Genomic DNA, 22,986 nt, shown 5'->3' on the forward strand with positions numbered 1-22,986 from the left:
TGCTACTTCTTCGCTTCGTCTTCGTCGATGATCTCGGCGTCGACAATGTCCTCATCGGAAGCAGAGCCTGCCTTGGCCCCCGCGGAAGCGCCTTCAGCACCGGCAGCACCGGTGGCGCCGTCCGGGGAACCGGACTGGGCGTAGATGGCCTCGCCCAGCTTGCCCTGGGAAGCCTGCAGCTTCTCGAAGGCGGCCTTCACGGCAGCGTCGTCGGTACCTTCGAGTGCCTTCTTGAGGCTGTCGACGTCGGCCTGGACCTCGGTCTTGACCTCTTCAGGCAACTTGTCGGCGTTGTCCGCGATGAGCTTGTCCACGGAGTAGGCGAGCTGCTCGGCAGTGTTGCGGGTGTCGGTTGCCTCGCGGCGGGCCTTGTCCTCGGCTGCGTGCTCCTCGGCGTCACGGACCATGCGGTCGATGTCTTCCTTGGAGAGCGCGGTGCCGCCGGTGATGGTCATGGACTGTTCCTTGCCGGTGCCCTTGTCCTTCGCGGAGACGTGGACAATACCGTTGGCGTCGATGTCGAAGGTGACCTCGATCTGCGGGATGCCACGCGGGGCCGGGGCGATGCCGGTCAGCTCGAACGTGCCCAGCGGCTTGTTGTCGCGGGTGAATTCGCGCTCACCCTGGAAGACCTGGATGGCCACCGACGGCTGGTTGTCGTCAGCGGTGGTGAAGGTCTCGGACCGCTTGGTGGGAATGGCGGTGTTGCGCTCGATCAGGTGCGTCATCACGCCACCCTTGGTTTCGATGCCGAGGGACAGCGGGGTGACGTCGATCAGCAGGACGTCCTTGCGCTCACCCTTCAGGACACCTGCCTGGAGGGCTGCGCCAACGGCCACAACCTCATCCGGGTTCACGCCCTTGTTCGGCTCCTTGCCGCCGGCGAGTTCCTTGACGAGCTCGTACACGGCGGGCATACGGGTGGAACCGCCCACCAGGACGATGTGGTCGATGTCGGAGAGCTTGATGCCGGCTTCCTTGATGACATCGTGGAACGGCTTCTTGGTGCGCTCCAGCAGATCCTTGGTGAGGTCCTGGAACTTGGCGCGGGTCAGCTGCTCGTCCAGGTGGACCGGGCCGTCGGGGGTGACGGACAGGTACTGGAGGGAGACGTTGGTGCTGGTGGAGGAGGAGAGCTCCTTCTTGGCCTGCTCAGCCGCTTCACGGAGGCGCTGCAGGGCGATCTTGTCCTTGGACAGGTCGATGCCCTTGACCTTGAGCTGGTTCAGCAGGTAGTCAACAACGCGCTGGTCCCAGTCGTCGCCGCCGAGGCGGTTGTCACCGGCCGTGGCGCGGACCTGGATGGTGGAGAAGTTGTCCTCGTCCTTGCCGACTTCCAGCAGGGAGACGTCGAAGGTACCGCCACCGAGGTCGAAGACCAGGATGAGTTCGTCTTCCTTGCCCTTGTCCAGGCCGTAGGCCAGTGCCGCGGCGGTGGGCTCGTTGACGATGCGCAGCACGTTCATGCCTGCGATTTCGCCGGCTTCCTTGGTTGCCTGGCGCTCGGCGTCGTTGAAGTACGCCGGGACGGTGATCACAGCGTCGGTGACCTTTTCACCCAGGTAGGACTCGGCGTCGTTCTTCAGCTTCATGAGGATACGCGCGGAAATTTCCTGCGGGGTGTACTTCTTGTCATCGATGGACTTGGTCCAGTCGGTGCCCATGTGGCGCTTGACCGAGGCGATGGTGCGCTCGATGTTGTTGACGGCCTGGCGCTTGGCGATCTCGCCCACCAGGACCTCGCCGGACTTGGAGAACGCAACGACGGACGGCGTGGTGCGGCCACCCTCGGCGTTGGCAATGACGGTGGGCTCGCCACCTTCGAGAACGGAGACGACGGAGTTGGTGGTTCCGAGGTCAATACCTACTGCACGTGACATGAGTTGCTTCCTTCTTTCCTGGGAAACTGGTTGGCGCCCACTGATTGAGCGTTCTGCACTCAACTTTACTCAGCGCACAGATGATGTCAATACGAAGTTGAGCGTACTACACTCAACTTGTGGTCCGGGGCGGTCCGCACATGCCGCGACTCCCGCGCAATGGCGCGGTTCCCGGATCTTAAACGCGGACGACGGCGGTTCCCCGTTTCGCTGCTGGAGAACCTGCCGCCGCGATGCTTCTTGCTGCCGTGTTACCTGTCGCCGTCCGGGCGGCGCTCCTCGGCAGTGGTATTCACCTGTTCATCGGTGAGCTCCTCACCGATCACATCCGCTTCACGGGCCCGGCCGGCCGTGCCGGCGGCGCCGTAATCGCCGTCCTCATATTCGCCGTCTTCACGGTTCGCGGCGACGTCCCCCACAGTGCCGGCATCGCCGTAGTCGCCGTCCACATACTGTCCGCCTTCGCCTTCCAGTCCCGGCGCTGTACTGCCCTTGCGGGGCTGCTCATCGGCGTGATGTTCCGTCATGATGACTTCTCTCCCTTGAGGTTCCGCGTCCATACGGGCGCATTTGCAGTCTATCGAGCGGGTCTTTTAGCCAACAGGGCCGCGGCGCACCGGCCTTCAGGGGGCACGTGCAATCCGGGGCACGGCACTGGCCGGGTCCGGGGTTTAGCGGTGGCCTGCACCCTCCACCACGCGCTCGGGGCTGCCGCCGGTTTCCCGCTGGATGGCCGCATCCAGCTCCGGCCGCCCCAGCTTGCCCGGCCACCAGATGCGGGGCCCGATGTCGTAGGCGAGCGCCGGAACCAGCAGCGACCGGACCAGGACGGTGTCCAACAGCACCCCGAAGGCCACGATGAAGGCCAGCTGCACCAGGAACATGATCGGAATGACGCCCAGCGCGGCGAACGTGGCCGCAAGAACCACGCCGGCGGAGGTGATGACGCCGCCGGTGACGCCCAGCCCGCGAAGGATGCCGGGCCGGGTGCCGTGCTTGAGGGACTCCTCGCGGACCCTGCTCATCAGGAAGATGTTGTAATCCACACCCAGGGCAACCAGGAACACAAAACCGAACAGCGGGACTGTGGCATCCGCCCCCGGGAAGCCCAGGATGTTGTTGAAAACAAAGGCGGAGACGCCCATGGCCGCGGCGTAGGACAGCACCACCGAGAGCACCAGCAGCACCGGCGCCAGGATGGAGCGGAGCAGCAGCATCAGGATGAAGAGGATCACCACCAGGACCACCGGGATGATGATCACCAGGTCCCGCTGTGCGGTGGTGTTGGTATCCAGCGCCGTCGCGGTTACGCCGCCCACCAGCGCTTCCGGGTCCACTGACTTGACGTCGGCGCGCAGCGCCTTGACCGCTTCCTCGGCTTCAAGGGAGTCCGCGGCGGAGTTGAGGGTGGCGTTGATGAGCACTTTGCCGTCGCGGACGTCAGGTGCGCCGGGAGCGCCGGGGGCTCCGGTGATGGGCACGGAACCCCGGGCGAGGAGATAAGCCTCGCCCACGCCGTCGGCCTCTTTCACGGTGTCCAGTACTTCCTGTGCCTTGCCTTGGTCCGCAACCACGACGGCGGGGCTGCCGCTGCCGGCGTCGAAATGCCGCGCCAAGGCATCCTGGCCGTCAACGGCGTTGGATGCGGTGAGGATGACGTCGGTTTGTGGAACGCCGTTGGCCTTGAGCTGCAGGACGCCGGCCGAGGCAACCAGCAGCAGCAGGACGGAAGCGATCCACACCACGCGGGGCCGCCGGGAAACCAGGGACCCGGTGGCACGCCACAGGCCCTTCTGGCCCTCCAGCCCGGTGACCAGCTCGGGTTCGCGCTGGTCCGCGGGGAGCAGCTTGGGACGGAAGGGCCAGAAGGCAGCCCGGCCCAGCAGCGCCATCAGGGCCGGGAGCAGCGTCAGCGCGGCAAACAGTGAACAGAGGATGCCGGCCGCTGCCACGGGACCCAGCGCCTTGTTGGAGTTGAGGTCGGAGAAGAGCAGGCACAGCAGGGCGATGATCACCGTTGCGCCGGAGGCCAGGATGGGCTCGAAGGACGCTTTCCACGCGGTCAGGACCGCGGCGGTGCGGTTGGTGGTGTGGGTCAGGGCTTCGCGGAACCGCGCCACGTACAGCAGGGCATAATCCGTGGCGGCGCCGATGACCAGGATGGACAGGATGCCCTGGCTCTGGCCGTTCAGCTGGATCCATCCGGCCTTTGCCATGCCGAACACCAGCAGGATGGCCGCACACAGCGCGAAGACGGACGTCAGGAGCACCATGACGGGCAGCAGGAGGGAGCGGTACACCACCAGCAGGATCACGAACACTGCGGCCAGGGCCACCAGCAGGAGGATTCCGTCGATCCCGGCGAAGGCGGCAGTGAGGTCCGCCGCAAGCCCGGCCGGGCCGGTCACGAAGGTCTGCATGCCCTCCGGGGCCGCGCCGGCTACGGTGTCCCGCAACTCCTGGACGGCCTCCTTGACCTCGGCCGAGGAATCGATCGGCGCGATGAACTGGACGGCTTTGCCGTCTTCGGAGGGGATGGGTCCAATGACCGCGCTGCCGAGTTGCAGTTCCTCAAGCTCCGCCCGCAGTCCCGCAACCTCCCCCAGCTGGGCCGGCGTGAAGGCCTCGCTGCTTTCGATCACGATGACTCCCGGAACCTCATCCGAGTCACGGAACTTGGCCTGCCAGTCCTGCGCCTCGGTTGCTTCTGCACCTGCCGGAAGGAAGGAGGCCTGGTCGTTGGAGGAGACCTCTTCGAGCCGCCCGAATGTTGGCCCTCCGACGCCCGCCAGCGCCAGCCAGGTCAGCACCAGGATGACGGGAAGCAGCCAGCGCAACCAGAACGGGACACGTTCCGAACCTTTGGATGTGGTTCTCATTTTTTGCCTTCCAGGGGAGGGACGCGGGTAGGATTGATTCCATACTAGAGTATCTCCATCATAGAGATAAGTGCCTGGCTAACTTTTCTTGCCCCGGCCGGTACCTCCATGCCGGCCGGGCTGGCGTAATATCCGTCAGGACGGCCAACGGCCAAGCACCGGTGGCGTGCACTGGTGCCCCGAATTCAGGAGGTGGACATGGCAGGGAATAACGGCCCGGCCTTGCAGGGACCTCCTTCCGGTCCGCCCGCAGGGCCGCACCCGCTGGTCCTGCTCCTGCAGGAGTTCACACTGGAGGCCAACCGGTATGTGGATACAGCAGGCGGGCGGAAGGACATGCACCGCACGGACCTCAATGCCCTGGCCGCGATCATGCGCCACACGGCGAAGGGAAACGTGGTCACGCCCGGGCTCCTGCGCAAGGAACTGCACCTGAGCTCCCCCGCGACAACCGCCCTGATCGACCGGCTGGACCATTCGGGGCACGTGACCCGCGAGCGGCACGGCTCGGACCGCCGGCAGGTCCAGCTGAAGATGACGCCCAAGGCCTACCAGGACGGCGGCGCCATCTTCGCCCCGCTGGCGCGCCACATGGGAGCTGCCATGGCCGATTTCACTCCGGCGGAACTGGAGACTGTCAGCAGGTTCATGGCCGCCATGGTGGAAGCCACGGTGGCTGCGCGGGAAGATTCGTCCGCAGGCCAGCCGGACACAGCCGCCCCACCCAACTAGGTAGCGCTAAGTGTCGTTTTGAGGGGCCAAAACGACACTTAGTGCGACTTAGTTGGGGGTAGCGTTTGGTTATGAGCGCGCAGCAGCCTGAAGACGACGTTTATACGCACGGCCACCACGAATCGGTGGTCCGCGCCCATGCCGCCAGGACAGCCCAGAATTCGGCAGCGTTCGTCCTGCCGCACCTCACGCCGGGCTGCAACGTGCTCGACGTCGGCTGCGGCCCGGGCACCATCACATGCGACTTTGCCGTCCTGGTGGCTCCGGGAAAGGTGACTGGCCTGGACCGGTCACCGGACATCATCGCCCAGGCCAAGGCCCTCGCCATGGAGCGCGAGGTGCCGAACGTCGAGTTCGTGGCCGGCAATATCTACGACCTGGACTTCGAGGACGAGACGTTCGACGTCGTCCATGCCCATCAGGTGCTCCAGCACCTCACGGACCCTGTGGAGGCCCTGCGTGAGATGCGGCGGGTGGCCAAGCCCGGCGGCATCGTTGCCGTGCGCGACGCCGACTTCCACGGCATGAGCTGGTACCCCGCCATTCCGGAGCTCGACGAATGGATGGAGCTGTACCAGCGCATCGCCCGCAGGAACGGGGCCGAACCCGACGCCGGGCGGCGGCTTGTCAGCTGGGCGCAGGCTGCAGGCTTCACCGACGTCGCGCCCTCCAGCAGCAACTGGCTCTATGCCACCGGCCAGCAGCGCCGGTGGCAGGCCCGCGTCTGGGGCGAACGCGTACTGCACTCGGCCTTCGCGGAGCAGGCACTGGAGTATGGCTTCGCCAACCCGGCGGACCTGGCAAGGATTTCCGCGGGCTGGCACCGCTGGGGATCCACCGACGACGGCTGGTTCCTGATCCCCAATGGCGAGGTGATCGCCCGGGCGTAGGGCCCGCCCATCCGCCACGCCGCGGCGGGCACACGTAGGATTGACTGGTGCAATTCTCCCTTTGGCTCGCGCTGGCAGGCGCCGGCGTCCTGATCAGCTTCACCCCCGGCGCCGGAGCCATCAACACCATGAGCAACTCGCTGAATGCCGGGTTCCGGCGCAGCATGTGGGGAATCCTTGGCCAGCAGGCGGCACTCGTGATCCACGTGGTGATCGTTGCCCTCGGCGTGGGGGTGCTCGTTGCCAGCTCGCCCATCGCCTTCAACGTGATCCGCTATTCGGGCGCGGCCTACCTGGTGTACCTGGGCATCCGGCAGTTCCTCAGCAAGCCGGACCTTGGGCAGGAGAAGATTGCCGGCCTTCGGAACGAGCCCGCCTGGTCCATCTTCCGGCGCGGATTCTGGGTAAATCTCCTGAACCCAAAGGCCATCATCTTCTTCCTCGCCTTCATGCCCCAGTTCATCCGGCCGGAGCAGCCCCTCCTGGCGCAGTACGCAGTACTGACGGCAACCATCGTTGCCATTGACATCCTGGTGATGTGGTTCTTCTTCGCCGCCGCGGCCAGGTCCTTTGAGCGTTTCACCCACAGCGCCCGCGGCCAACTTGTCCTCAACCGGGCCTTCGGGGTGCTGTTTGTGGCCGTGGGCATCCTGCTGGCCTTCCTCCACTGACGACGCAGCGCGCTCCGGCCGCCCCACGGAAGAGCATGTGACCGAAAGTCCAGAATCTTTACAAACCAGTCAAGCATTGTGAATCACGCGCTAGCCAACAGGGGCAAATAGCGCGCATGCTTAGCATCATGAACTCACCGTCGAGCCCATACCGCGTGATCGCCGTCTGCACCGGGAACATCTGCCGGTCCCCCATGGCCGAGCTGATGCTCGCCGCGGCGCTGGAACACACAGGGCTGGGCGGTTTGGTTACGGTGGACTCCGCGGGCACAACGGGATACGAGGCCGGACGGCCCATCGACCCGAGGGCGGCCAGGCGGCTGGCAGCGGCACAACTTACCTCCAGCCGGCACATTGCCCGCCAGTGGCAGCCGGAATGGTTCCGCGAACGGGACCTGATCCTGGCACTGGACATCGACCACCACGCCTGGTTGAGCGAGTCCGCCCCGGACCAGGAGTCCCGGGACAAGATCCGGATGCTGCGCAGCTTCGACCCGCAACTGGCAGAAAAAGACCTTCTCGACCAGGGAATCGAAGACCCCTGGTACGGCGGCCACGCCGATTTCGACACCGTCTGGCATCAGGTACACGCCGCACTTCCCGGACTGCTGGATTACATCAAAGTGGCCGCGGTCCGGAACGCCGAGCTCCAGCGCCAGGCTTAGGCAAGCAGCAGAACGGGACAGCCAGGCGGAGCCAAGGCACGACGGCGGCAGGCGGCCGTCAAGGCTGGCCTTCCATTTGTAGTTGAGAACGATTCTCAACTACATTGATGGCATGAACCTCACCGTCATCAGTTCCCTTGATGCACTCTGCCGGCAGCAGGCGTGCGAAGACCTTGCGGCAGCCCATCCGGGCAGCCTGGTGGTCCTTCATGACCTCATGGAGGACGGACTCGTGGTCCGGCGAATATTCAGTGGCCGGATCCTCCTGGAACGCGAGGAGACAATGCTGGAACACGGTTGCCTCAGCTGCGCCGTCCGGCTGGACCTTGTCCCGAGCATCGACCGGCTGCTCGAAAACACGAAGGGGGCCATCATCATTGGCCTGCCGCCTGCCGTCCCTGCATCAGCCGCGGTGTCCGCACTGCGGCGCGGCCTCACCCGCGCAGCACCCGTGGGTACGGTAATCCTCGCGTGTTCTCCGGATGCCCTGGAGGACCACATCTGGGATTCCCACACCTTGTTTGAATCCGGCTTCACTCCCGCACCGGAAGACGAGCGGACGCCGGGCGAATTCCTGGTGGGCGAACTCGCCTTCGCGGACACCGTGCTGCTCACCGAGCCGGACATTGTGCCGCCCGACCCGCCGGGCCGCGAGCGCGGGCTGCACCTGCTCCGTGAACTCGCTCCGCACGCGGAGGTGGCCCGTGATGCGGCAGCAGTCAGGCAGGGACTGCACCGCTACGCCGACGCGGTGGCCAGGACAGCACCCGGAAACGCCCAACCGCCCGGTCCCCCGGCCCGCAGCATGGAGTCGCCGTTTGCCACAGTGTTCCACCGCATCGAGCGGCCGCTGCACCCCGGACGGTTCCGGGACGCACTGGCAACCCTGGCAGAAGGATGCTGCCTCCTGCGCGGCCAGCTGTGGATAGCGTCCGCACCGGCCTGCCGGATAGCGATCCAGGGCATCGGCCCCCGCGTGTGGCTGGAGAACCTCGGCGCCTGGCCGGAGGGCCACGCCGCACCCGGGGCGGGAAGCCAGCCGGCCGGCCACGGCGCCCCGGCCGCCTCCGTCATAGCAGCGACGGGCGAGGACCTTGATGCCGCGGAACTCGGGAACCTGCTGATGTCCTGCCAGCTCACCGATGAAGAACTGGCATTGCACCACCACCAAACAAGGAGCACAGCATGAAGGTACGGAATTCACTCCGCGCACTGAAAAAGATCCCCGGCGCGCAGGTTGTCCGGCGGCGCGGGAGGACCTTCGTCATCAACAGGAAGAACCCCCGGATGAAAGCGCGGCAGGGATGACGGTACGCTCTAATTCATGAGCCCAGCCCCCGTCATCATTGCCATCGACGGGCGCTCGGGCGCTGGAAAGACCACCCTCGCCGTTGAACTGGCGGCGCGGCTGCGGGCCCACCACAGGGTGTCGCTGTTCCACCTCGAGGACATTTATCCCGGCTGGAACGGCCTTATGGTCGGCATTGACCGCTACGTCGCCACGGTTCTGGAGCCCCTGAGCCGTGGCGACGCCGCCACCTGGACCAGCTGGGACTGGCAGAACCATTACGACGGCGACTCCCGGGTCACGCTGCCGGCCGAGATTGTCATCGTTGAGGGAGTGGGCGCCGCCGCGGCCGCGGCCCGGCGCCTGCTCAGCGCCGTCATCTGGGCGGACTCACCGGAGGAGGTCCGCCGCACCCGGGCGCTGGACCGCGACGGCGGCACCTACGAACCCTACTGGGACCAGTGGGCTGCGCAGGAGGAGGAATGGCTGCGCACCGACGACGTGCCGCAGCACGCCGACGTCCGGGTACTGAACCGCGCCGACGGATCCGCCCCGGCGGACGTCCTGCAGCTCCTGCCGTATCTCCCCGCCCTGGCCCCGGCGCTGTCCCCCGAGCTTTCGGCGCGCCGTGGCCTCAGCATCCGCACCGAACAGCTGGACACCAGGCCGGATCCAGCAGCGCTGTTCAATTCCCTCTACGGCACCTCGGCCAACGCCGTCTGGCTCGACTCATCGAATGCGAGCCAGGCCGGTGACCAGGCAGGGTCCGAGGCCGCCGGGCGGAGCCGCTTCAGCATCATGGCGGACGACGCCGGCACACACGGCCAGTCCATGACGCACCGTTCCGGACAAAGCGAGCTAAGGGCAGGCTGCGCCACCGCCACGGTGGCGCGCCCCTTCTTCCGCTGGCTGGACACCGTCTGGGGCAACCCGGCAGTCAGCACCCCCGAAGGCTACCCCGGTGAGTTCACCCTTGGCTGGCTGGGATGCCTGGGCTACGAACTCAAGCGGGAAACCGGCGGATCCGATCATTCCGCGCCCACGCCTGATGCTTCGCTGATCTTCGCAGGCAGGGCGGTTGTCCTGGACCATGCGGAAGGCACGGCCTGGCTCCTGGCTCTCGACGCCCCGGATGCCGACGAGTGGCTGGAAGGCGCGCGCGCCGCGGTCGAGGCAGCGTCCGGCCCCGCCGCGCCGGCGGCCGTGGCAGCCCGGGCCGGCGGCAGCAACGGCGTCGTACTTCCGGAAGCGCCCACATTCCAAAGCCGTGATACCGCCAAGCAGTACCGGGAGAAGATCGCTGCCGCCCAGCACGAAATCGCCGAGGGAAACACCTACGAGGTCTGCCTGACCACCACTCTGTCAGCGAAAGTTCCGGCGGCCACGCTGGACCCGTGGCAGGCATACCTGGCCCTGCGCCGGAGGAATCCGGCCCCGTTCGCCAGCTACCTGGCGTTCGGCGGACTCACGGTGGCCAGCACCTCGCCCGAGCGGTTCCTGAAGATCGCCTCCGACGGCGGCATGCGCGCCGAGCCCATCAAGGGCACCCGCCGCCGGGCTGCCGACCCGCACGAGGACGCGCAGCTTCGCGCGGACCTGGCGGCGTCGCTGAAGGACCGCGCCGAGAACATCATGATCGTGGACCTGCTGCGTAACGACCTGAGCCATTTCGCGGTCCCGGGCTCCGTCACGGTCAGCAGGCTCTGCGCCATCGAGAGCTACGCCACGGTGCACCAGATGGTGAGCACGATCGATGCGCAGCTGCAGCGGGGATCCTCCCGGGCCGAAGCCGTGGCCGCCTGCTTCCCGGCGGGCTCGATGACCGGCGCCCCCAAGATCAGCACCATGGCCATCCTGGACCGGCTCGAAGGTGGCGGGCGCGGGCTCTACTCCGGCGCCATCGGCTACTTCTCGCTGAACGGCGCCACGGACCTCGCCGTCGCCATCCGGACCCTGGTGATCGACGCCGCCGGCGACGGAACGGCGGAACTGACGCTCGGCGTCGGGGGCGCCATCACCGCCGACTCGGTCCCGGAGGACGAATACGAGGAAATCCGCACCAAGGCGTTCGGCGTCCTCTCCACCCTGGGAGCGGACTTCCCGGACGCCTGACCCCCGGAGTTTTTACTGGACGGTGGCGGTCAGCCTCGCCACGTTGTCCACGTAGCGGGCCGCCAGGGGCCGGTTGATCCAGTCCGCCAGTTTCAGCTCGTGGGAGATGTCCCGGTAGGTGTCCTCCACCGCACGCATCTTGGTGACGATGTCCTCGCCCAGCAGCATCACGGACACCTCAAGGTTCAGGGAGAAGGAACGCATGTCCATGTTGCTGGAGCCCAGCACCGCCACCTCGTCGTCGATGGTGAAGTGCTTGGCGTGGAGCACGAACGGGGCCTTGTACAAGTAGATCCGGACGCCGGCCTCCAGCAGGGCCTCGTAATAGGACCGCTGGGCGTGGTGGACCAGGAACTGGTCGCCCTTCTCGGAGACGAACAGCTCCACGTCCACACCGCGCTGGGCAGCGGTGGTGATGGCGTAGAGCAGGGAATCATCCGGGACGAAGTACGGGCTGCAGATCGAGATCCGGTGCTGGGCGGAGTAGATGAGCGTGTTGAAAAGCCGCAGGTTGTTCTCGGTGATGAACCCCGGGCCGCTCGGCACCACCTGCGCCGTCACGTTCCCGGGGTGCGGGTTGGACGGGAGCTGCAGCTGGTGCTCCAGGGATTCGTCGGTTTCGCTGAGCCAGTCGGTGGCAAAGACGACATTCAGTGTGGTCACAATGGGCCCGTGCAGGCGCGCCATGAGCTCCACCCATTCGCGGCCCGCCTTGCGGTGCCGGGGGTTGTTGTAGGAGGGCTCGATCAGGTTCTGCGAGCCGGTGAAGGCAACCTCGCCGTCGATCACCATGATTTTGCGGTGATTCCGCAGGTCAGGCCTGCGCCACTGGCCGTGGATGGGCAGGAGCGGAAGCATGCGCTTCCACTGGATCTTGCCCGCGCGGAGCCGCTTCAGGAGCTTCCGGTAGCCCTGGACCCGCAGGGTCCCGATGTGGTCGAACAGCACGCGGACTTCGACGCCGCGCTCGGCTGCCTCCTCCAGCGCGGTGAGGAGGTCGTCGGTGATGTGGTCCGTGCTCATGATGTAGAACTCGGCGTTGATAAACTCTTTCGCCTTGCGCACGGCCTCCGTCATCTGCAGGATCGAGTCCGGATAGCCGGGAATCAGGTCAACGGAGTTGCCGTCCACCATGGGCAGGGACCCGAGCCGACGGTTCAGTTCCGCGGCGGACTTCACCCACTCCGGTCCGGGGTAGTCGCTTTCGACGTCGGAAAGCGAGGAGATCCCGGCCCGCACGCGTTCGTTGACCCGCTGCTGCTGCGCCCGCCGGCGGCTGGACAGCTTGAAGTTGCCGAACAGCAGGAACAGCAGGATGCCCACGAACGGCACAAAGAAAATGCCCAGCAGCCACGCCATCGCCGTGGTGGGACGCCTGTTGCCCGGAATGATGCCCACAGCCAGCACCCTGATCAGGAGGTCGGCGACGCCCAGCAGCACCACCACCCACATTGGCGCGGTGCCGGCAAGCGAGAATGGCCACAACACGAAATAAACCCCCGGAGGATGGGCTCCCGGCGGACCGTTTCCAGCCAGGGCACTCTGCCCAGCTTATCCGTGCGGCGCCGCACTAAGCTGGAGCCATGACCTCTCCAGCTTCCGTGGTTCTCGTTTTCCTCGACCCCGCGTTCCCGGACGGCCGGCTCGCCGATGCCTCCAAGCCCCAGCTCCTGGTCACGGACCAGGGCGCCACCCGCGGGGACGGGATCTTCGAAACCATGCTGGCTGTAGGCGGCAACGTGCGGAAGGTCCAGGCCCACCTTGACCGCCTGGCCCGCTCCGCGGACGCCCTTGACCTGGTTATCCCGCCGGAGGACGAGTGGCGCAGGGCCATCGGGACTGCACTGAGCGAGTACCGGTCCGAGTATCCGCCTGCCTCCGCCGCCGAGGACGAACTCGTGGTCAAACTGGTGGTGACCCGCGGTGTGGAGGGCGCCACCGCGCCCACCGCCTGGGTCCAGGTGTCCCCCACGGGGGCGTTGGCGCGCCGCCAGCGGGAGACGGGAATCGACGTCATCCTCCTTGACCGGGGCTACGACAGCGACGCCGCCGAGCGCGCCCCCTGGCTGCTGCTCGGCGCGAAGACGCTGTCCTACGCCGTCAACATGGCCGCTTTGCGCCATGCCCATAAACAGGGCGCGGACGACGTCATCTTCATCTCCTCCGACGGCCGGGTACTGGAAGGGCCCACCTCCACCGTGCTGCTGGCCCACGCAGGAACGTCCGACGACGGCACGTCCGTCAAGCGCCTCATCACGCCCCAGCTGGACAGCGGCATCCTGCCGGGCACGTCGCAGGGCGCGCTGTTCACCGCGGCGAAGGCTGCGGGCTGGGAACTGGGCTACGGCCCGCTTGAGCCGCAGGACCTGCTGGATGCCGACGCGGTGTGGCTGATCTCCAGCGTCCGTTTGCTGGCGCCGGTCAACCGGATCGACGGCAAGGAAATCGGCACGCCCTCCGTCCAGAAGGAGCTGACCGCCGAACTGAACGAGTTGTTCGCGGGCATCCAGTAAACGGTCCTGTGATTCCGGCCTTTGCACTCTAGGTTCGGCGGGGGCAGTGGCCGTAAGGTGTGGTTCATGGACTCGCAGACGCAGCCGAATGACAACCTGACCTTTGACGAATGCTGGGAACTCCTGGCCAATGACACTGTCGGCCGCCTTGCACTGGTGGTTGACGGCCACCCCGAGATCTTTCCAATCAACTACGTGGTGCACCGCCGCAGCATCGCGTTCCGTACGGCCGGCGTCACCAAGCTGTGGAGTGCCCTGACAGAGAGGCCTGCCGCCTTGGAGATCGACGGCTACGATCCCCATACCGAAGAGGCCTGGAGCGTGGTGCTGCGCGGCGATACGGCGATCATCGAGGACCAGGCGGACAAGGACGCCGTGGACAGCCTGGGGCTGGAGCCATGGCAGCCGGGAGAAAAGGCAAACTACATCCGGCTGACAGCCCGTGCTTTGACCGGCCGCCGTTTCAAGGTGAACCGGCCGGACGTCTGGGCCACGCGGCAGCAGGACAAGCGGCGGGCCTCTTTCGAATAACCCGGCCGGAATGCCTGTCCGGCCAGGCTAGCCGGTTGGCCCTGCGTCCTGAAGGGACAGTTGGGCTTCAAGGCCGGAGAGCAGGATGCTGAGCCCCTGGTCAAGTTCCGTGGATCCTTCGTAGTCCGCCAGGGCGGGGGCCAGCGCACGCAGCCGCGGGAACTCCTTGGCAGGCAACCGGTGCAGTCCCAGCCGCAGCAGCACTTCGTTTTCCTCCGGGTCCACAACGAATTCCTGCAGCTCGTTCAGGATGTGGCCGTAGAGGAAGCCGTAGTAGGCGCGGTAGACGTGGAGGGCGTCCGACGGGCTGAACCCTGCCCCAATCAGCAGGGACAGGATCTGCTCGAGGGGACGCAGCGTGCCCAGCGGCCGCAGCCCCAGCGGGGTGGAGAGCGGCCTGGTCACGAGCAGCGGCACCACATTGGGGTGCTGGAGCGCAAGGCTCCGAAGGTCGTGTGCGATGCGGCGCAGCTGGGCTTTCCAATCGGGATCGTCGGGGTGGATGGTGAGTTCGTTAAGCACCAGTTCGGTGACGCCGTCCAGCAGCGCGGCGCGGTTCTCCGCATAGCGGTAGAGGCTCATCGGATCCCGGCCCAGTTCCTGGCCAAGGCGGCGCATGGTCAGCGCCTCCAAGCCTTCCGCGTCAACAACTTCGAGCGCCTTGGTCAGCACCAGCTCCCTGCTCAGCTTTTGCTTTTGGGCCGGCCCGGTGGGGGACTGGACTTTCGGGGAAGCCATGATTTCCGTCCTGGAAGGCGGCAAGCCCTTTACCCGGGTAGGTAATCCATTCGCTTGCCGAATCCGTTGTCTACGAGTAAAGTCTACATTGTAGATGCGGCAGTGACACCGCCCTGTAGCCCTTGATTTCAACTAGTAGCCCCCGGTTTCAACTAGTTCTTGATTTCCGCGGGCTTCATCAACACTCCATGCCCCGTGCACGGCATTGAGGTTCGCTGCTGTAGCCGAACGGCGGCACCACCGCACTTAGCGAAGGGAAGCCGTCATGGCGCATTCGCAGTTCGATCTCTTTCTAAAAGAAGCCACCTACATTGACCAGGCCTCGGACGCCACCCTCGACCGTGACCGCCTTTACGGCCTGTACACCAGCTGGTGCTTCATCAACCAGCAGAAGCCCGGCCTGGAGTCCAATTTCTGGATAGCCATGAATTGCCGCATCAGGCACGGCCGCAAGGGGCTGCGCATGAAAGGCCCCGCCGCTGCCGACTACATCCTGGCAAGCTACCCGGGCCTCGTCTAAGCAACGGCATCAAAACGAATACGGCGTGGACCACGTGCCTGGGGCACAGGGTCCACGCCGTTCCTTCTTAAGCGCGCTTAGGCGCGCTCCCTGCTGCTGCATCAGCCTGATCCTGCCGCTCCCCCGGGCCCCACCCCCGGACACCCAAGGAGGAGCCGCCGTCGTACTTTAGGTGAAGGTGCCGGACGGCACTTGGCTCCACTGCGGCGCCCTGCGTACTTCAGTTACGCAACATGACGACGACGGCGGTGCGGCCGCGGGCGGCAAGTGTTACGTTTTTGGGGAGTAATGAGTACCGGCGCCAAGCCCTGACTGGCCGGTCGGCAACCCTCCTTTCGCGGCGGGGTGCCTCAGGTGAACACTCGGCATATCGACCCATTCGAGCTGCAAGCGTGAGAGAAGGAGATCGTCGTGTCTGACGCACCTGCCCCTGAAGAGAAACTGTCGTACCGCCTCATCAGCGGGCCGGATGACCGCGCCTTTTGCGAGCGGATCTCCGCCGCGCTGGCGGAAGGCTATGTCCTCCATGGCAGCCCGGCGGCAACCTTCAACGGCAGCAGTGTGATCGTGGCGCAGGCGGTAGTCCTGCCGGCAGCCATCGCTTCCGCGGACGCTGCCGTGGCAGATGCCGTTGACGACCTCGAGTCCGCCGGTGATGACCTTGACTTCGGCGGCGAGGGCCACGCATGAGCTACGCCGGAGACCTGACCCCGCAGGAGGCCTGGGAAAAGCTCGAGCAGGGCGCCATCCTGGTGGATGTGCGCACGGAGGGCGAATGGGCCCACATCGGCATTCCCGACACCAAGGCCACCGAGAACGATCCGCTGTTCATCCAGTGGACCTTCCCGGGCGGAATCCCCAACCCCGACTTCATCACCGACCTTAGCCAACAGGCGCCCGAGGACAAGTCAACCGAACTGGTGTTCCTGTGCCGTTCCGGCCAGCGTTCCATCGCGGCCGCTATCGCCGCCACGCAGGCCGGCTTCACCTCCTACAACGTCCTGGAAGGCTTTGAGGGTGAACCGGACCGTTATGGAGAACGTACCGTCAACGGCTGGAAGAACCGCGGCCTGCCGACCAACCTGGGAAAGAACTAAGTGACCTTCAACGAAGACGCCGCCGGCTGGAGCCCCGACACCCAGGCCGTCCGCGGCGGGCTGGACCGCACCAACTTCCAGGAGACCAGCGAAGCTGTCTTCCTGAACTCCGGTTTCGTGTACGAATCCGCCGCCGCTGCGGAGCGGGCCTTTACGGGCGAGGACGAACGCTTTGTCTACTCGCGCTACGGCAACCCGTCCGTGGCCACGTTCCAGGAACGGCTCCGCCTGCTTGAGGGGACCGAGGCGTGCTTCGCGACGGCGTCCGGCATGTCCGCGGTTTTCACCGCCCTGGGTGCGCTGCTGGCGGCCGGGGACCGGGTGGTTGCCGCCCGCTCACTCTTCGGCTCGTGCTTTGTGATCCTGAACGAAATCCTGCCGCGCTGGGGCGTGGAGACCGTCTTCGTGGACGGCCCTGACCTGGAGCAGTGGCGTGAAGCGCTCTCCGAGCCCACCACCGCCGTCTTCTTCGAATCGCCGTCCAATCCCATGCAGGAGATCGTGGACATTGCTGCGGTGAGCGACCTGGCGCACGCTGCCGGGGCGACCGTTGTCGTCGACAACGTTTTTGCCACCCCCCTGCTGCAGCGGTGCGGGCAGTTCGGCGCCGACGTGATTGTCTACTCGGGCACCAAGCACATCGACGGCCAGGGCCGGGTGCTTGGTGGCGCCATCCTGGGTACCAAGGAGTTCATTGACGGGCCGGTGAAGCAGCTGATGCGCCACACCGGACCAGCACTGTCCGCGTTCAACGCCTGGGTCCTGACCAAGGGCCTCGAGACCATGGCGCTGCGCGTCAACCACTCCTCGGCGTCAGCCCTGCGCCTCGCGGAATGGCTGGAGGAACAGCCTGCCGTCAGCTGGGTGAAGTACCCGCTCCTGAAATCGCACCCGCAGTACGAGCTGGCCGTAAAGCAGATGAGCGCCGGCGGCACTGTCCTCACCTTGGAACTCGCCCCCTCCGGCGGCCGCTCGGGCAAGGACGCGGCGTTTGCGCTGCTGGACGGCCTGCGGATCATCGACATCTCCAACAACCTTGGCGATGCCAAGTCGCTCATCACCCACCCGGCCACCACCACGCACCGCGCGATGGGACCCGAGGGCCGGGCCGCCATTGGGCTGAGCGACGGCGTGGTGCGGCTTTCGGTGGGGCTGGAGGACGTGGACGACCTGATTGGCGACCTGGAGCAGGCACTTAAGCAGATCTAGCGCGCCGGCCGCGGCACCCCGGGGCCATGGCCTCAAGGATTCTGCAGGGAAAGGCGAACGGCCACTTCGTCGCCGTCGCTAATCTCGGCCTTGGCCCTGATGTCCTTCTTGACGGGCAAGAGGTATGTGCCGGTCCCGGTATCCGCGAAGAGCGAGGTTTGCCACGCGTGGCCGGCAATATCCGCCGCCACTTTTACCGAACCGAAAGCTTTGCTGTGGCCGGAACTGCGCGCGCGGATATCGTCCGCGACGTCCGCCGGCAGGGTCAGGAAATGCCAGCCGGCTTCCCCGGGATAGCGCCACAGGCCTGCTTTGAAGGAATACGACGCCGCCACGCGCTGAGTATGGCACGGGACGTTGGCGAGACGCCACAGCTTGCCGCACTTGCGGCCGACGTCTTTTGTCCCGGAAGGCGAGGGCACCGCTTCCTCGAATAGGTGGCACAAAAAACTTCAAAAGTATTTTCCGGAAGGCCGTCGTAGGGCCTAATAATGTCGGACCCCCTCGCGATGATGGGGGTATGGAATCGAACGCGGCGGTGGTGCAGGGGGAGGAAGCGGTTGACGCTTCTGTTGCTGCGTTTATGGCTGCGCTGGCTGGCGGAGGCCTTGCCGCGGGCGGGCCTGCCGTTTCCGGTGGCCGTGGCGGGGGCGTTGATGATCCGTTGCAGCGGGTTGCTGATGCGGCGTTGGATGTCCTGGGTGGGGTGGCGCGGTCGGAAGCGAAGTTGGCGGCGGTGAAGGCAGTGGCCGCGGCGGCCCTTGCCGGGGCGACGAAGGCGATGAATCCTCCGCCCGGGTCCCCTCATGAGGCCGCGGCGCAGGACCGGAGCCTGGTGGCGGAGGTCGGGTGTGCGCTGGCCATCGGTGACCGGGCCGCCGGTGCTTTGCTGGCTGAAGCCCATGCCTTGACCGCGTCGCTGCCCCGGACCCTGGCCGCCCTGCAGGGCGGGACGATTTCCTGGGCGCATGCCCGGACCATGGTGGACCAGACCGTCGGGCTTGGCCCGGCCGGGGCGGCGGCCCTGGAGGCCCATTTCCTGGACCCGGACGCCCCGGGGGCGGTCCGCGGGTGCCCGGTGGGGGAGATGCCGGCGTACCGGTTCAGGGCCAAGGCGCGGGGGTGGCGGGAGCGGCACCATCAGGAGAGCCTGGAGAAGCGGCACGCCAAGTCCCTGGCGGACCGGCGGGTGGAGTGCTGGCCGGATAATGATGCGATGGCCTGGGTGGCCGCCTACCTGCCCGCGGACCAGGCGTCCGCGGTCTGGAACCGGCTGACCGCCATTTCCCGGGGGATGCAGGGCCCGGACGAGGCCCGCGCCCTGACCCAGCTCAGGGCCGACAATTTCGCCGAGGCGCTCCTGGGCGGCGGGAACATCTCCCGGGTTACCGCAAACAGCGAGGCAACCAGTGCCGGGCACGGTGACGCGGGAAGTTCCGGCGGCGCGGAGGTGGCAGGTCCCGGCCCGTCGTCGTCGATTCGGCCGCAGGTGCTGGTCACCGTGCCCGTGTTTTCCCTGATGGGCTTGACGGACGAGCCGGCGGTGCTGGACGGGGCCGGCCCCATCCCGGCCTCGATGGCACGGGACCTCGTCGCGGCCGGGGCGGATTCGTTCCACCGGGTGCTGGTGGACCCGCGGGACGGGGCACCGCTGGAAATCGGCCGCACCAGCTACCGGGTGACCAAAGCCATGCGGAACTGGCTCAGGCTGCGGGACGGAAAGTGCCCCTTCCCCGGCTGCAGCAACCCCTCCCTCGACAACGAAGCCGACCACCTCCTCGCCTGGCACAACGGCGGCACCACAGGAGTCTCGAACCTCGGCCAGCCCTGCCCGAAACACCACAAACTCCGCCACACCAGCGGCTGGAAACCCACACCCGCCACCACAACCGCACCACCCGGCTGGACCTCACCCACCGGCCGCCACTACACAAGCGAACACCAGGACTGGGAACCACCCCACTGGCCGGACTGGAATGCGGGACTACGGAACGCATCTTCAGCGGCTAGGCCGAAGGGTCAGGACTTGTACGTGCCCGAGTACTTCAGCATGCCCGACGACTTTGAGGTACCTGCGTGCTTTGCACTGCCGGAAGAGTTTGACCTGGTGAAGGACCTGGACCTCCCGGATTTCGATGTGCCCGAAGACCCTGGCCCTTCCGAAGACGAACTGCCGAAGGACCCGTTTCCGGAATGGCACCTCTGGCTCACGGAATCCCTCGGAGTCCCCTAGCACCACAGCCGTGTAGGGACGGACCCCGGCCGAACGGCTCTGTCATGACTGCCCCAGGCGGCACGGCTTTGTCGGGAACCGCTGAAGGCCCCCTGCCCGCTAGGACTGCCTGACGCGCAGCAGTTCGGGGGCCTCGTCCACCTTTGAAAGATCCAGTCCGCCGCGCATGGTCACGTCGACTGCATGCTTTACCACTGCATCGAAGCCGAGGTCCCCGCCTTGCGACGAGGACAGGACCTTGTCCCGGACCCGCCGCTGTTCGGCAGCTCCTGTTCCGCGCGCAATGATGTCTTCCACCCCTTGCCGGGCCAGGGCAAGTTCACCCTGTTCCTGCAGTACCGGGGCAAGGTAGTCCACCAGTGAGCGCACCACGTCAGCGGCCCTCGCCGGGCGGAATGTGCCAAAGTCGAGCAGCTCCCCGCTGAGGCCCGCACTGCTCGCCTGCCAGGACGCCATGCGCAAAAGCACCGTGGGCACGGGGGCAGGATCGACGCCGTCCTGCCACTCGCGGCTCGCAGTCTCCACCAAGGCGCGGACCAGGACAGCTATAAGTGCGGCGTCTTCAGCACGGAGGCAGACATCGGCTACGCGGACCTCCACCGTGGGATGGTTGCGGGAGAGCCGGGCGTCGAAATACAACATGCCCTCATCCAGCATGACCCCGCTGTCCAGGAGCCGCGTGACCACCCGCCGGTACGCGGAGTACGTGCCATAGATGCCCGTGGGCCCGGCCGTCGGCCAACGGTTCCAGGCCTGGGTCCGGTAGCTCTCAAAGCCGGTCTGGATGCCGTTCCAGAAGGGGGAATTGGCACTCAAGGCGGTAAGGACGGCGAGCTTGTCCCGGATGCGGTCCAGGACGGCCACGCCTTCGTCGTGCGACTCGATGTAGGTATGGACATGGAAGCCGCACGTCAGCTGCTCCTGGGCAGTCAGGCCGAAGCGCTCAAGCATCCGCGCGTAGCGGGGATCCGGAGTGGTGTGGCTGGCCAAGCCCAGCGGCGAGGTGGCCAGGGCGGCCACCCGTGCGTGGTTTTTCTTGGCAGCCTTATCTGCCAGTGCCCGCCCGGCCCGGATCTGTTCCAGGAGCTCACGGTACTCCAGGCAGGGCCGCGTCTGGGTTTCGATCTGTTCCAGCTTGAGCTCGGCACTCAGGCCCATCTCGTCGTCGTAAACGGTTTTGTCTTCCGTCTCCAGGAGGCGGGGGGCATCCGGCGAGTCGTCGGCGGCCATTCGGCGGCCGGACAGCAACGCATCCGCCAGGGCAAGCGGCTCCCCGCTCTCCGGATCAACGATCAGGAGCTCTTCCTCGACGCCGAAAGTTCGCATACCGACATTCTCCGACAACAGGGACGAAATTGAGGGTCAACAGCACTTCATGACGAAGCGTGAATGGTTAGTCCTGGAAGTACTCCACTTTCGCCCCGATGGTATTAAGCCGTTCCGCCAGGTCTTCGTAGCCACGCTCAATGACATAGATGTTCCGCAGCTCGGACACTCCCCGCGCGGCCAGCATTGCCAACAGCAGGCACGCTGCCGGGCGGAGCGCGGGCGGACAGCCAACCTCCGCGGCGCGCCACTTGGTGGGGCCGTTGACGTAGATCCGGTGCGGATCAAGGAGCTGCACCTGGGCGCCCAACCGGTTCAGCTCGGTCAGGTAGATGGCCCGGTTTTCGTACACCCAGTCGTGGATCATGGTCTGGCCATGGGCGTTCGCTGCGATGACCGCAAAGAAGGGCAGGTTGTCGATGTTCAGCCCGGGGAACGGCATTGGGTGGATCTTGTCCTCCGGAGCGCGCAACTCGGAAGGCTTGGTGGTGACGTCCACCAGCCGTGTCCGGCCGTTCCGGGCCATGTACTCGCCCGAGATCTCCAACTGCTGGCCCATTTGCCCCAAGGTTGCCAGCTCGATTTCCATGAACTCGATGGGCACGCGCCGGATGGTCACCTCCGAGTTGGTGACAATGCCCGCGGTAATCAGGCTCATGGCCTCGATGGGGTCCTCCGAGGGGTAGTACTCAATGTCGGCATCGATTGACCGGCGTCCGGTGATCTTCAGGGTGGTGGTTCCCACCCCCTCGATAACCACTCCCAGCATCTCCAAGTAGAAGCAGAGGTCCTGCACCATGTAGTTAGGGCTGGCATTCCGGATAACGGTGGTGCCCTCGCGGTGGGCCGCGGCCATGATGGCGTTCTCGGTGACAGTGTCGCCGCGCTCAGTCAGGACAAAGGAGCGGTCCCGGGTGTCTGCGGACGGGGCCTGCACGTCGTAGAAGCCTGCTGTCGCTTCCACCGAGAGTCCGAACTGGCGCAGTGCCTGCATGTGCGGCTCAACCGTCCGGGTACCAAGGTCACAGCCGCCCGCATAGGGAAGCTTGTACCTGGCCGACTCATCGAGCAGGGGTCCCAGCAACATGATGACGCTCCGGGTGCGGCGCGCGGCGTCCACGTCCATCGCGCCCAGGTCCAGGACCGCCGGGCGGCGGAGCAGCAGGTCGGTGTCGTTGAGCCAGGTGCACTCCACACCGATGCTGGTCAGGACTTCAACGATCCGGTTCACTTCTTCGATGCGTGCGAGGCGGCGAAGAATGGTGGTCCCCCGGTTAATGAGGCTGGCGCACAGCAAAGCCACTCCGGCGTTCTTGCTGCTGTTGACGTCCACGGACCCCGAAAGGGTGCGCCCGCCTTCAACGCGCAGGTGGGTCATCTGTGGCCTGCCCACGTTCACGATGCTCCGGTCGAAGATCACTTCGAGGCGCTGGATCATTTTCAGGCTCAGGTTCTGCTTGCCCTGTTCCATGCGGGCAACGGCGCTCTGGCTCGTTCCCAGCTCGGCAGCCAGCTGGCCTTGGGTCCAGCCCTTCTCAGCCCGGGCATCCCTCAGCATGGCGGCAACGTGTTCAGCGGTTTCCTGCGTCATACACAAGTTTATATCATAAATGAGTTAAAGGTCCCGTCACGGCAGTCTGAAACGCGGCCGCTGGAGAGCGTTTACCCGAACGATGCGATCGAAGGGGGACGGACTCCTTGA

Annotated in this window: 22 protein-coding genes and 1 riboswitch; of the genes, 14 read left to right on the forward strand and 8 right to left on the reverse strand. The window is 66.0% G+C overall.

What is annotated here, in order from left to right:
- Nucleotides 1–2: 2 nt before the first annotated feature.
- The 3 genes from dnaK to ACQ3DC_RS06090 form a co-directional block, all read right to left on the reverse strand.
- The gene (gene dnaK / locus ACQ3DC_RS06080) at nt 3–1,880 is read right to left on the reverse strand and encodes a molecular chaperone DnaK (protein WP_157240520.1); all 1,878 of its coding nucleotides are present in this window, start codon (nt 1,878–1,880) and stop codon (nt 3–5) included.
- Nucleotides 1,881–2,131: 251 nt separating this feature from the next.
- Nucleotides 2,132–2,407, reverse strand: a complete 276-nt coding sequence (locus ACQ3DC_RS06085) for a hypothetical protein (RefSeq protein WP_157240518.1) — start codon at nt 2,405–2,407, stop codon at nt 2,132–2,134.
- A gap of 144 nt (nt 2,408–2,551) precedes the next feature.
- Nucleotides 2,552–4,759: an MMPL family transporter gene (locus ACQ3DC_RS06090; protein WP_430751787.1), complete on the reverse strand. Its 2,208-nt coding sequence runs from the start codon at nt 4,757–4,759 to the stop codon at nt 2,552–2,554.
- Between the two features lie 198 nt (nt 4,760–4,957).
- On the opposite strand from ACQ3DC_RS06090, the gene ACQ3DC_RS06095 reads away from it, so the two are divergent.
- The 7 genes from ACQ3DC_RS06095 (at nt 4,958) to pabB (ending at nt 11,117) form a co-directional block, all read left to right on the forward strand.
- Nucleotides 4,958–5,491 carry a MarR family winged helix-turn-helix transcriptional regulator gene (locus ACQ3DC_RS06095; protein ID WP_430751788.1) on the forward strand — a complete coding sequence of 178 codons (534 nt, stop codon included), beginning with the start codon at nt 4,958–4,960 and terminating at the stop codon, nt 5,489–5,491.
- Between the two features lie 71 nt (nt 5,492–5,562).
- Nucleotides 5,563–6,381 (forward strand): methyltransferase domain-containing protein, encoded by an 819-nt coding sequence (locus ACQ3DC_RS06100; protein ID WP_157240512.1) that lies wholly within the window; start codon nt 5,563–5,565, stop codon nt 6,379–6,381.
- Nucleotides 6,382–6,428: 47 nt separating this feature from the next.
- Nucleotides 6,429–7,052 carry a LysE family transporter gene (locus tag ACQ3DC_RS06105; protein WP_321214658.1) on the forward strand — a complete coding sequence of 208 codons (624 nt, stop codon included), beginning with the start codon at nt 6,429–6,431 and terminating at the stop codon, nt 7,050–7,052.
- Between the two features lie 128 nt (nt 7,053–7,180).
- Nucleotides 7,181–7,717 (forward strand): low molecular weight protein-tyrosine-phosphatase, encoded by a 537-nt coding sequence (locus tag ACQ3DC_RS06110; RefSeq protein ID WP_321214659.1) that lies wholly within the window; start codon nt 7,181–7,183, stop codon nt 7,715–7,717.
- A 112-nt stretch (nt 7,718–7,829) separates the two neighbouring features.
- Nucleotides 7,830–8,906, forward strand: coding sequence for a GTP-binding protein (locus ACQ3DC_RS06115; RefSeq protein ID WP_157240506.1), 1,077 nt, complete (start codon nt 7,830–7,832; stop codon nt 8,904–8,906).
- Entirely contained in the window at nt 8,903–9,025 is a 123-nt protein-coding gene (ykgO, locus tag ACQ3DC_RS06120) for a type B 50S ribosomal protein L36 (RefSeq protein WP_157240505.1), read from the forward strand. The genes ACQ3DC_RS06115 and ykgO overlap by 4 nt, the downstream gene beginning before the upstream one ends.
- A 16-nt stretch (nt 9,026–9,041) precedes the next feature.
- Nucleotides 9,042–11,117, forward strand: coding sequence for an aminodeoxychorismate synthase component I (gene pabB, locus ACQ3DC_RS06125; protein WP_430751789.1), 2,076 nt, complete (start codon nt 9,042–9,044; stop codon nt 11,115–11,117).
- Nucleotides 11,118–11,129: 12 nt separating this feature from the next.
- On the opposite strand, the gene cls is transcribed toward pabB, so the two are convergent.
- Nucleotides 11,130–12,569 (reverse strand): cardiolipin synthase, encoded by a 1,440-nt coding sequence (gene cls, locus ACQ3DC_RS06130; RefSeq protein ID WP_157242875.1) that lies wholly within the window; start codon nt 12,567–12,569, stop codon nt 11,130–11,132.
- A 131-nt stretch (nt 12,570–12,700) separates the two neighbouring features.
- On the opposite strand from cls, the gene ACQ3DC_RS06135 reads away from it, so the two are divergent.
- Both ACQ3DC_RS06135 and ACQ3DC_RS06140 read left to right on the forward strand, forming a co-directional pair.
- Nucleotides 12,701–13,630, forward strand: coding sequence for an aminodeoxychorismate lyase (locus tag ACQ3DC_RS06135; protein WP_421093190.1), 930 nt, complete (start codon nt 12,701–12,703; stop codon nt 13,628–13,630).
- Between the two features lie 66 nt (nt 13,631–13,696).
- Nucleotides 13,697–14,161, forward strand: a complete 465-nt coding sequence (locus ACQ3DC_RS06140; protein WP_157240499.1) for a pyridoxamine 5'-phosphate oxidase family protein — start codon at nt 13,697–13,699, stop codon at nt 14,159–14,161.
- 27 nt (nt 14,162–14,188) lie between these two features.
- Here the strand turns inward: ACQ3DC_RS06140 and ACQ3DC_RS06145 are convergent, their stop codons facing one another.
- Nucleotides 14,189–14,899, reverse strand: coding sequence for a TetR/AcrR family transcriptional regulator C-terminal domain-containing protein (locus ACQ3DC_RS06145; RefSeq protein ID WP_430751790.1), 711 nt, complete (start codon nt 14,897–14,899; stop codon nt 14,189–14,191).
- 265 nt (nt 14,900–15,164) lie between these two features.
- Here ACQ3DC_RS06145 and ACQ3DC_RS06150 point away from each other — a divergent pair, with 265 nt between their 5' ends.
- From ACQ3DC_RS06150 to ACQ3DC_RS06165, 4 genes are all read left to right on the forward strand, one after another.
- Nucleotides 15,165–15,419, forward strand: a complete 255-nt coding sequence (locus ACQ3DC_RS06150; RefSeq protein WP_157240496.1) for a hypothetical protein — start codon at nt 15,165–15,167, stop codon at nt 15,417–15,419.
- Nucleotides 15,420–15,703: 284 nt separating this feature from the next.
- Nucleotides 15,704–15,818, forward strand: a riboswitch (SAM riboswitch).
- A gap of 12 nt (nt 15,819–15,830) precedes the next feature.
- Nucleotides 15,831–16,109 carry a DUF1737 domain-containing protein gene (locus tag ACQ3DC_RS06155; protein WP_370460552.1) on the forward strand — a complete coding sequence of 93 codons (279 nt, stop codon included), beginning with the start codon at nt 15,831–15,833 and terminating at the stop codon, nt 16,107–16,109.
- A complete protein-coding gene (locus tag ACQ3DC_RS06160) occupies nt 16,106–16,516 on the forward strand; it encodes a rhodanese-like domain-containing protein (protein WP_157240494.1) in 411 nt (136 codons plus the stop codon). Before ACQ3DC_RS06155 ends, ACQ3DC_RS06160 begins: the two co-directional genes overlap by 4 nt.
- Nucleotides 16,517–17,725: an O-succinylhomoserine sulfhydrylase gene (locus ACQ3DC_RS06165; protein WP_321214662.1), complete on the forward strand. Its 1,209-nt coding sequence runs from the start codon at nt 16,517–16,519 to the stop codon at nt 17,723–17,725.
- 32 nt (nt 17,726–17,757) lie between these two features.
- Here the strand turns inward: ACQ3DC_RS06165 and ACQ3DC_RS06170 are convergent, their stop codons facing one another.
- On the reverse strand, nt 17,758–18,147 hold the full coding sequence (locus ACQ3DC_RS06170; RefSeq protein ID WP_430751791.1) for a DUF1905 domain-containing protein: 390 nt from the start codon (nt 18,145–18,147) through the stop codon (nt 17,758–17,760).
- 98 nt (nt 18,148–18,245) lie between these two features.
- Here ACQ3DC_RS06170 and ACQ3DC_RS06175 point away from each other — a divergent pair, with 98 nt between their 5' ends.
- Nucleotides 18,246–19,958 (forward strand): DUF222 domain-containing protein, encoded by a 1,713-nt coding sequence (locus ACQ3DC_RS06175; protein ID WP_430751792.1) that lies wholly within the window; start codon nt 18,246–18,248, stop codon nt 19,956–19,958.
- Between the two features lie 99 nt (nt 19,959–20,057).
- Here the strand turns inward: ACQ3DC_RS06175 and ACQ3DC_RS06180 are convergent, their stop codons facing one another.
- Together ACQ3DC_RS06180 and ACQ3DC_RS06185 are read right to left on the reverse strand one after the other, a co-directional pair.
- Complete coding sequence (locus tag ACQ3DC_RS06180) at nt 20,058–21,284, reverse strand: glutamate--cysteine ligase 2 (RefSeq protein WP_157240491.1); 1,227 nt, start codon at nt 21,282–21,284, stop codon at nt 20,058–20,060.
- A gap of 67 nt (nt 21,285–21,351) precedes the next feature.
- Nucleotides 21,352–22,875, reverse strand: coding sequence for a UDP-N-acetylglucosamine 1-carboxyvinyltransferase (locus ACQ3DC_RS06185; protein ID WP_157240489.1), 1,524 nt, complete (start codon nt 22,873–22,875; stop codon nt 21,352–21,354).
- Nucleotides 22,876–22,986: the final 111 nt, after the last annotated feature.

This window comes from Paenarthrobacter sp. NEAU-H11 (assembly GCF_050573415.1).
In the GTDB taxonomy this organism is placed as follows: domain Bacteria; phylum Actinomycetota; class Actinomycetes; order Actinomycetales; family Micrococcaceae; genus Arthrobacter.

What these genes read in the sequence shown, in the direction of transcription:
- ACQ3DC_RS06135 (WP_421093190.1), top strand. Translation starts at nt 12,701, where the DNA reads ATGACCTCTCCAGCTTCCGTGGTTCTCGTTTTCCTCGACCCCGCGTTC.
- ACQ3DC_RS06160 (WP_157240494.1), top strand. Translation starts at nt 16,106, where the DNA reads ATGAGCTACGCCGGAGACCTGACCCCGCAGGAGGCCTGGGAAAAGCTC.
- ACQ3DC_RS06140 (WP_157240499.1), top strand. Translation starts at nt 13,697, where the DNA reads ATGGACTCGCAGACGCAGCCGAATGACAACCTGACCTTTGACGAATGC.
- ACQ3DC_RS06115 (WP_157240506.1), top strand. Translation starts at nt 7,830, where the DNA reads ATGAACCTCACCGTCATCAGTTCCCTTGATGCACTCTGCCGGCAGCAG.
- dnaK (WP_157240520.1), bottom strand. Translation starts at nt 1,880, where the DNA reads ATGTCACGTGCAGTAGGTATTGACCTCGGAACCACCAACTCCGTCGTC.
- ACQ3DC_RS06090 (WP_430751787.1), bottom strand. Translation starts at nt 4,759, where the DNA reads ATGAGAACCACATCCAAAGGTTCGGAACGTGTCCCGTTCTGGTTGCGC.
- ACQ3DC_RS06100 (WP_157240512.1), top strand. Translation starts at nt 5,563, where the DNA reads ATGAGCGCGCAGCAGCCTGAAGACGACGTTTATACGCACGGCCACCAC.
- pabB (WP_430751789.1), top strand. Translation starts at nt 9,042, where the DNA reads ATGAGCCCAGCCCCCGTCATCATTGCCATCGACGGGCGCTCGGGCGCT.
- ACQ3DC_RS06110 (WP_321214659.1), top strand. Translation starts at nt 7,181, where the DNA reads ATGAACTCACCGTCGAGCCCATACCGCGTGATCGCCGTCTGCACCGGG.
- ACQ3DC_RS06145 (WP_430751790.1), bottom strand. Translation starts at nt 14,899, where the DNA reads ATGGCTTCCCCGAAAGTCCAGTCCCCCACCGGGCCGGCCCAAAAGCAA.
- ACQ3DC_RS06095 (WP_430751788.1), top strand. Translation starts at nt 4,958, where the DNA reads ATGGCAGGGAATAACGGCCCGGCCTTGCAGGGACCTCCTTCCGGTCCG.
- ACQ3DC_RS06085 (WP_157240518.1), bottom strand. Translation starts at nt 2,407, where the DNA reads ATGACGGAACATCACGCCGATGAGCAGCCCCGCAAGGGCAGTACAGCG.
- ykgO (WP_157240505.1), top strand. Translation starts at nt 8,903, where the DNA reads ATGAAGGTACGGAATTCACTCCGCGCACTGAAAAAGATCCCCGGCGCG.
- ACQ3DC_RS06150 (WP_157240496.1), top strand. Translation starts at nt 15,165, where the DNA reads ATGGCGCATTCGCAGTTCGATCTCTTTCTAAAAGAAGCCACCTACATT.
- ACQ3DC_RS06180 (WP_157240491.1), bottom strand. Translation starts at nt 21,284, where the DNA reads ATGCGAACTTTCGGCGTCGAGGAAGAGCTCCTGATCGTTGATCCGGAG.
- ACQ3DC_RS06175 (WP_430751792.1), top strand. Translation starts at nt 18,246, where the DNA reads ATGGAATCGAACGCGGCGGTGGTGCAGGGGGAGGAAGCGGTTGACGCT.
- ACQ3DC_RS06185 (WP_157240489.1), bottom strand. Translation starts at nt 22,875, where the DNA reads ATGACGCAGGAAACCGCTGAACACGTTGCCGCCATGCTGAGGGATGCC.
- cls (WP_157242875.1), bottom strand. Translation starts at nt 12,569, where the DNA reads ATGTGGGTGGTGGTGCTGCTGGGCGTCGCCGACCTCCTGATCAGGGTG.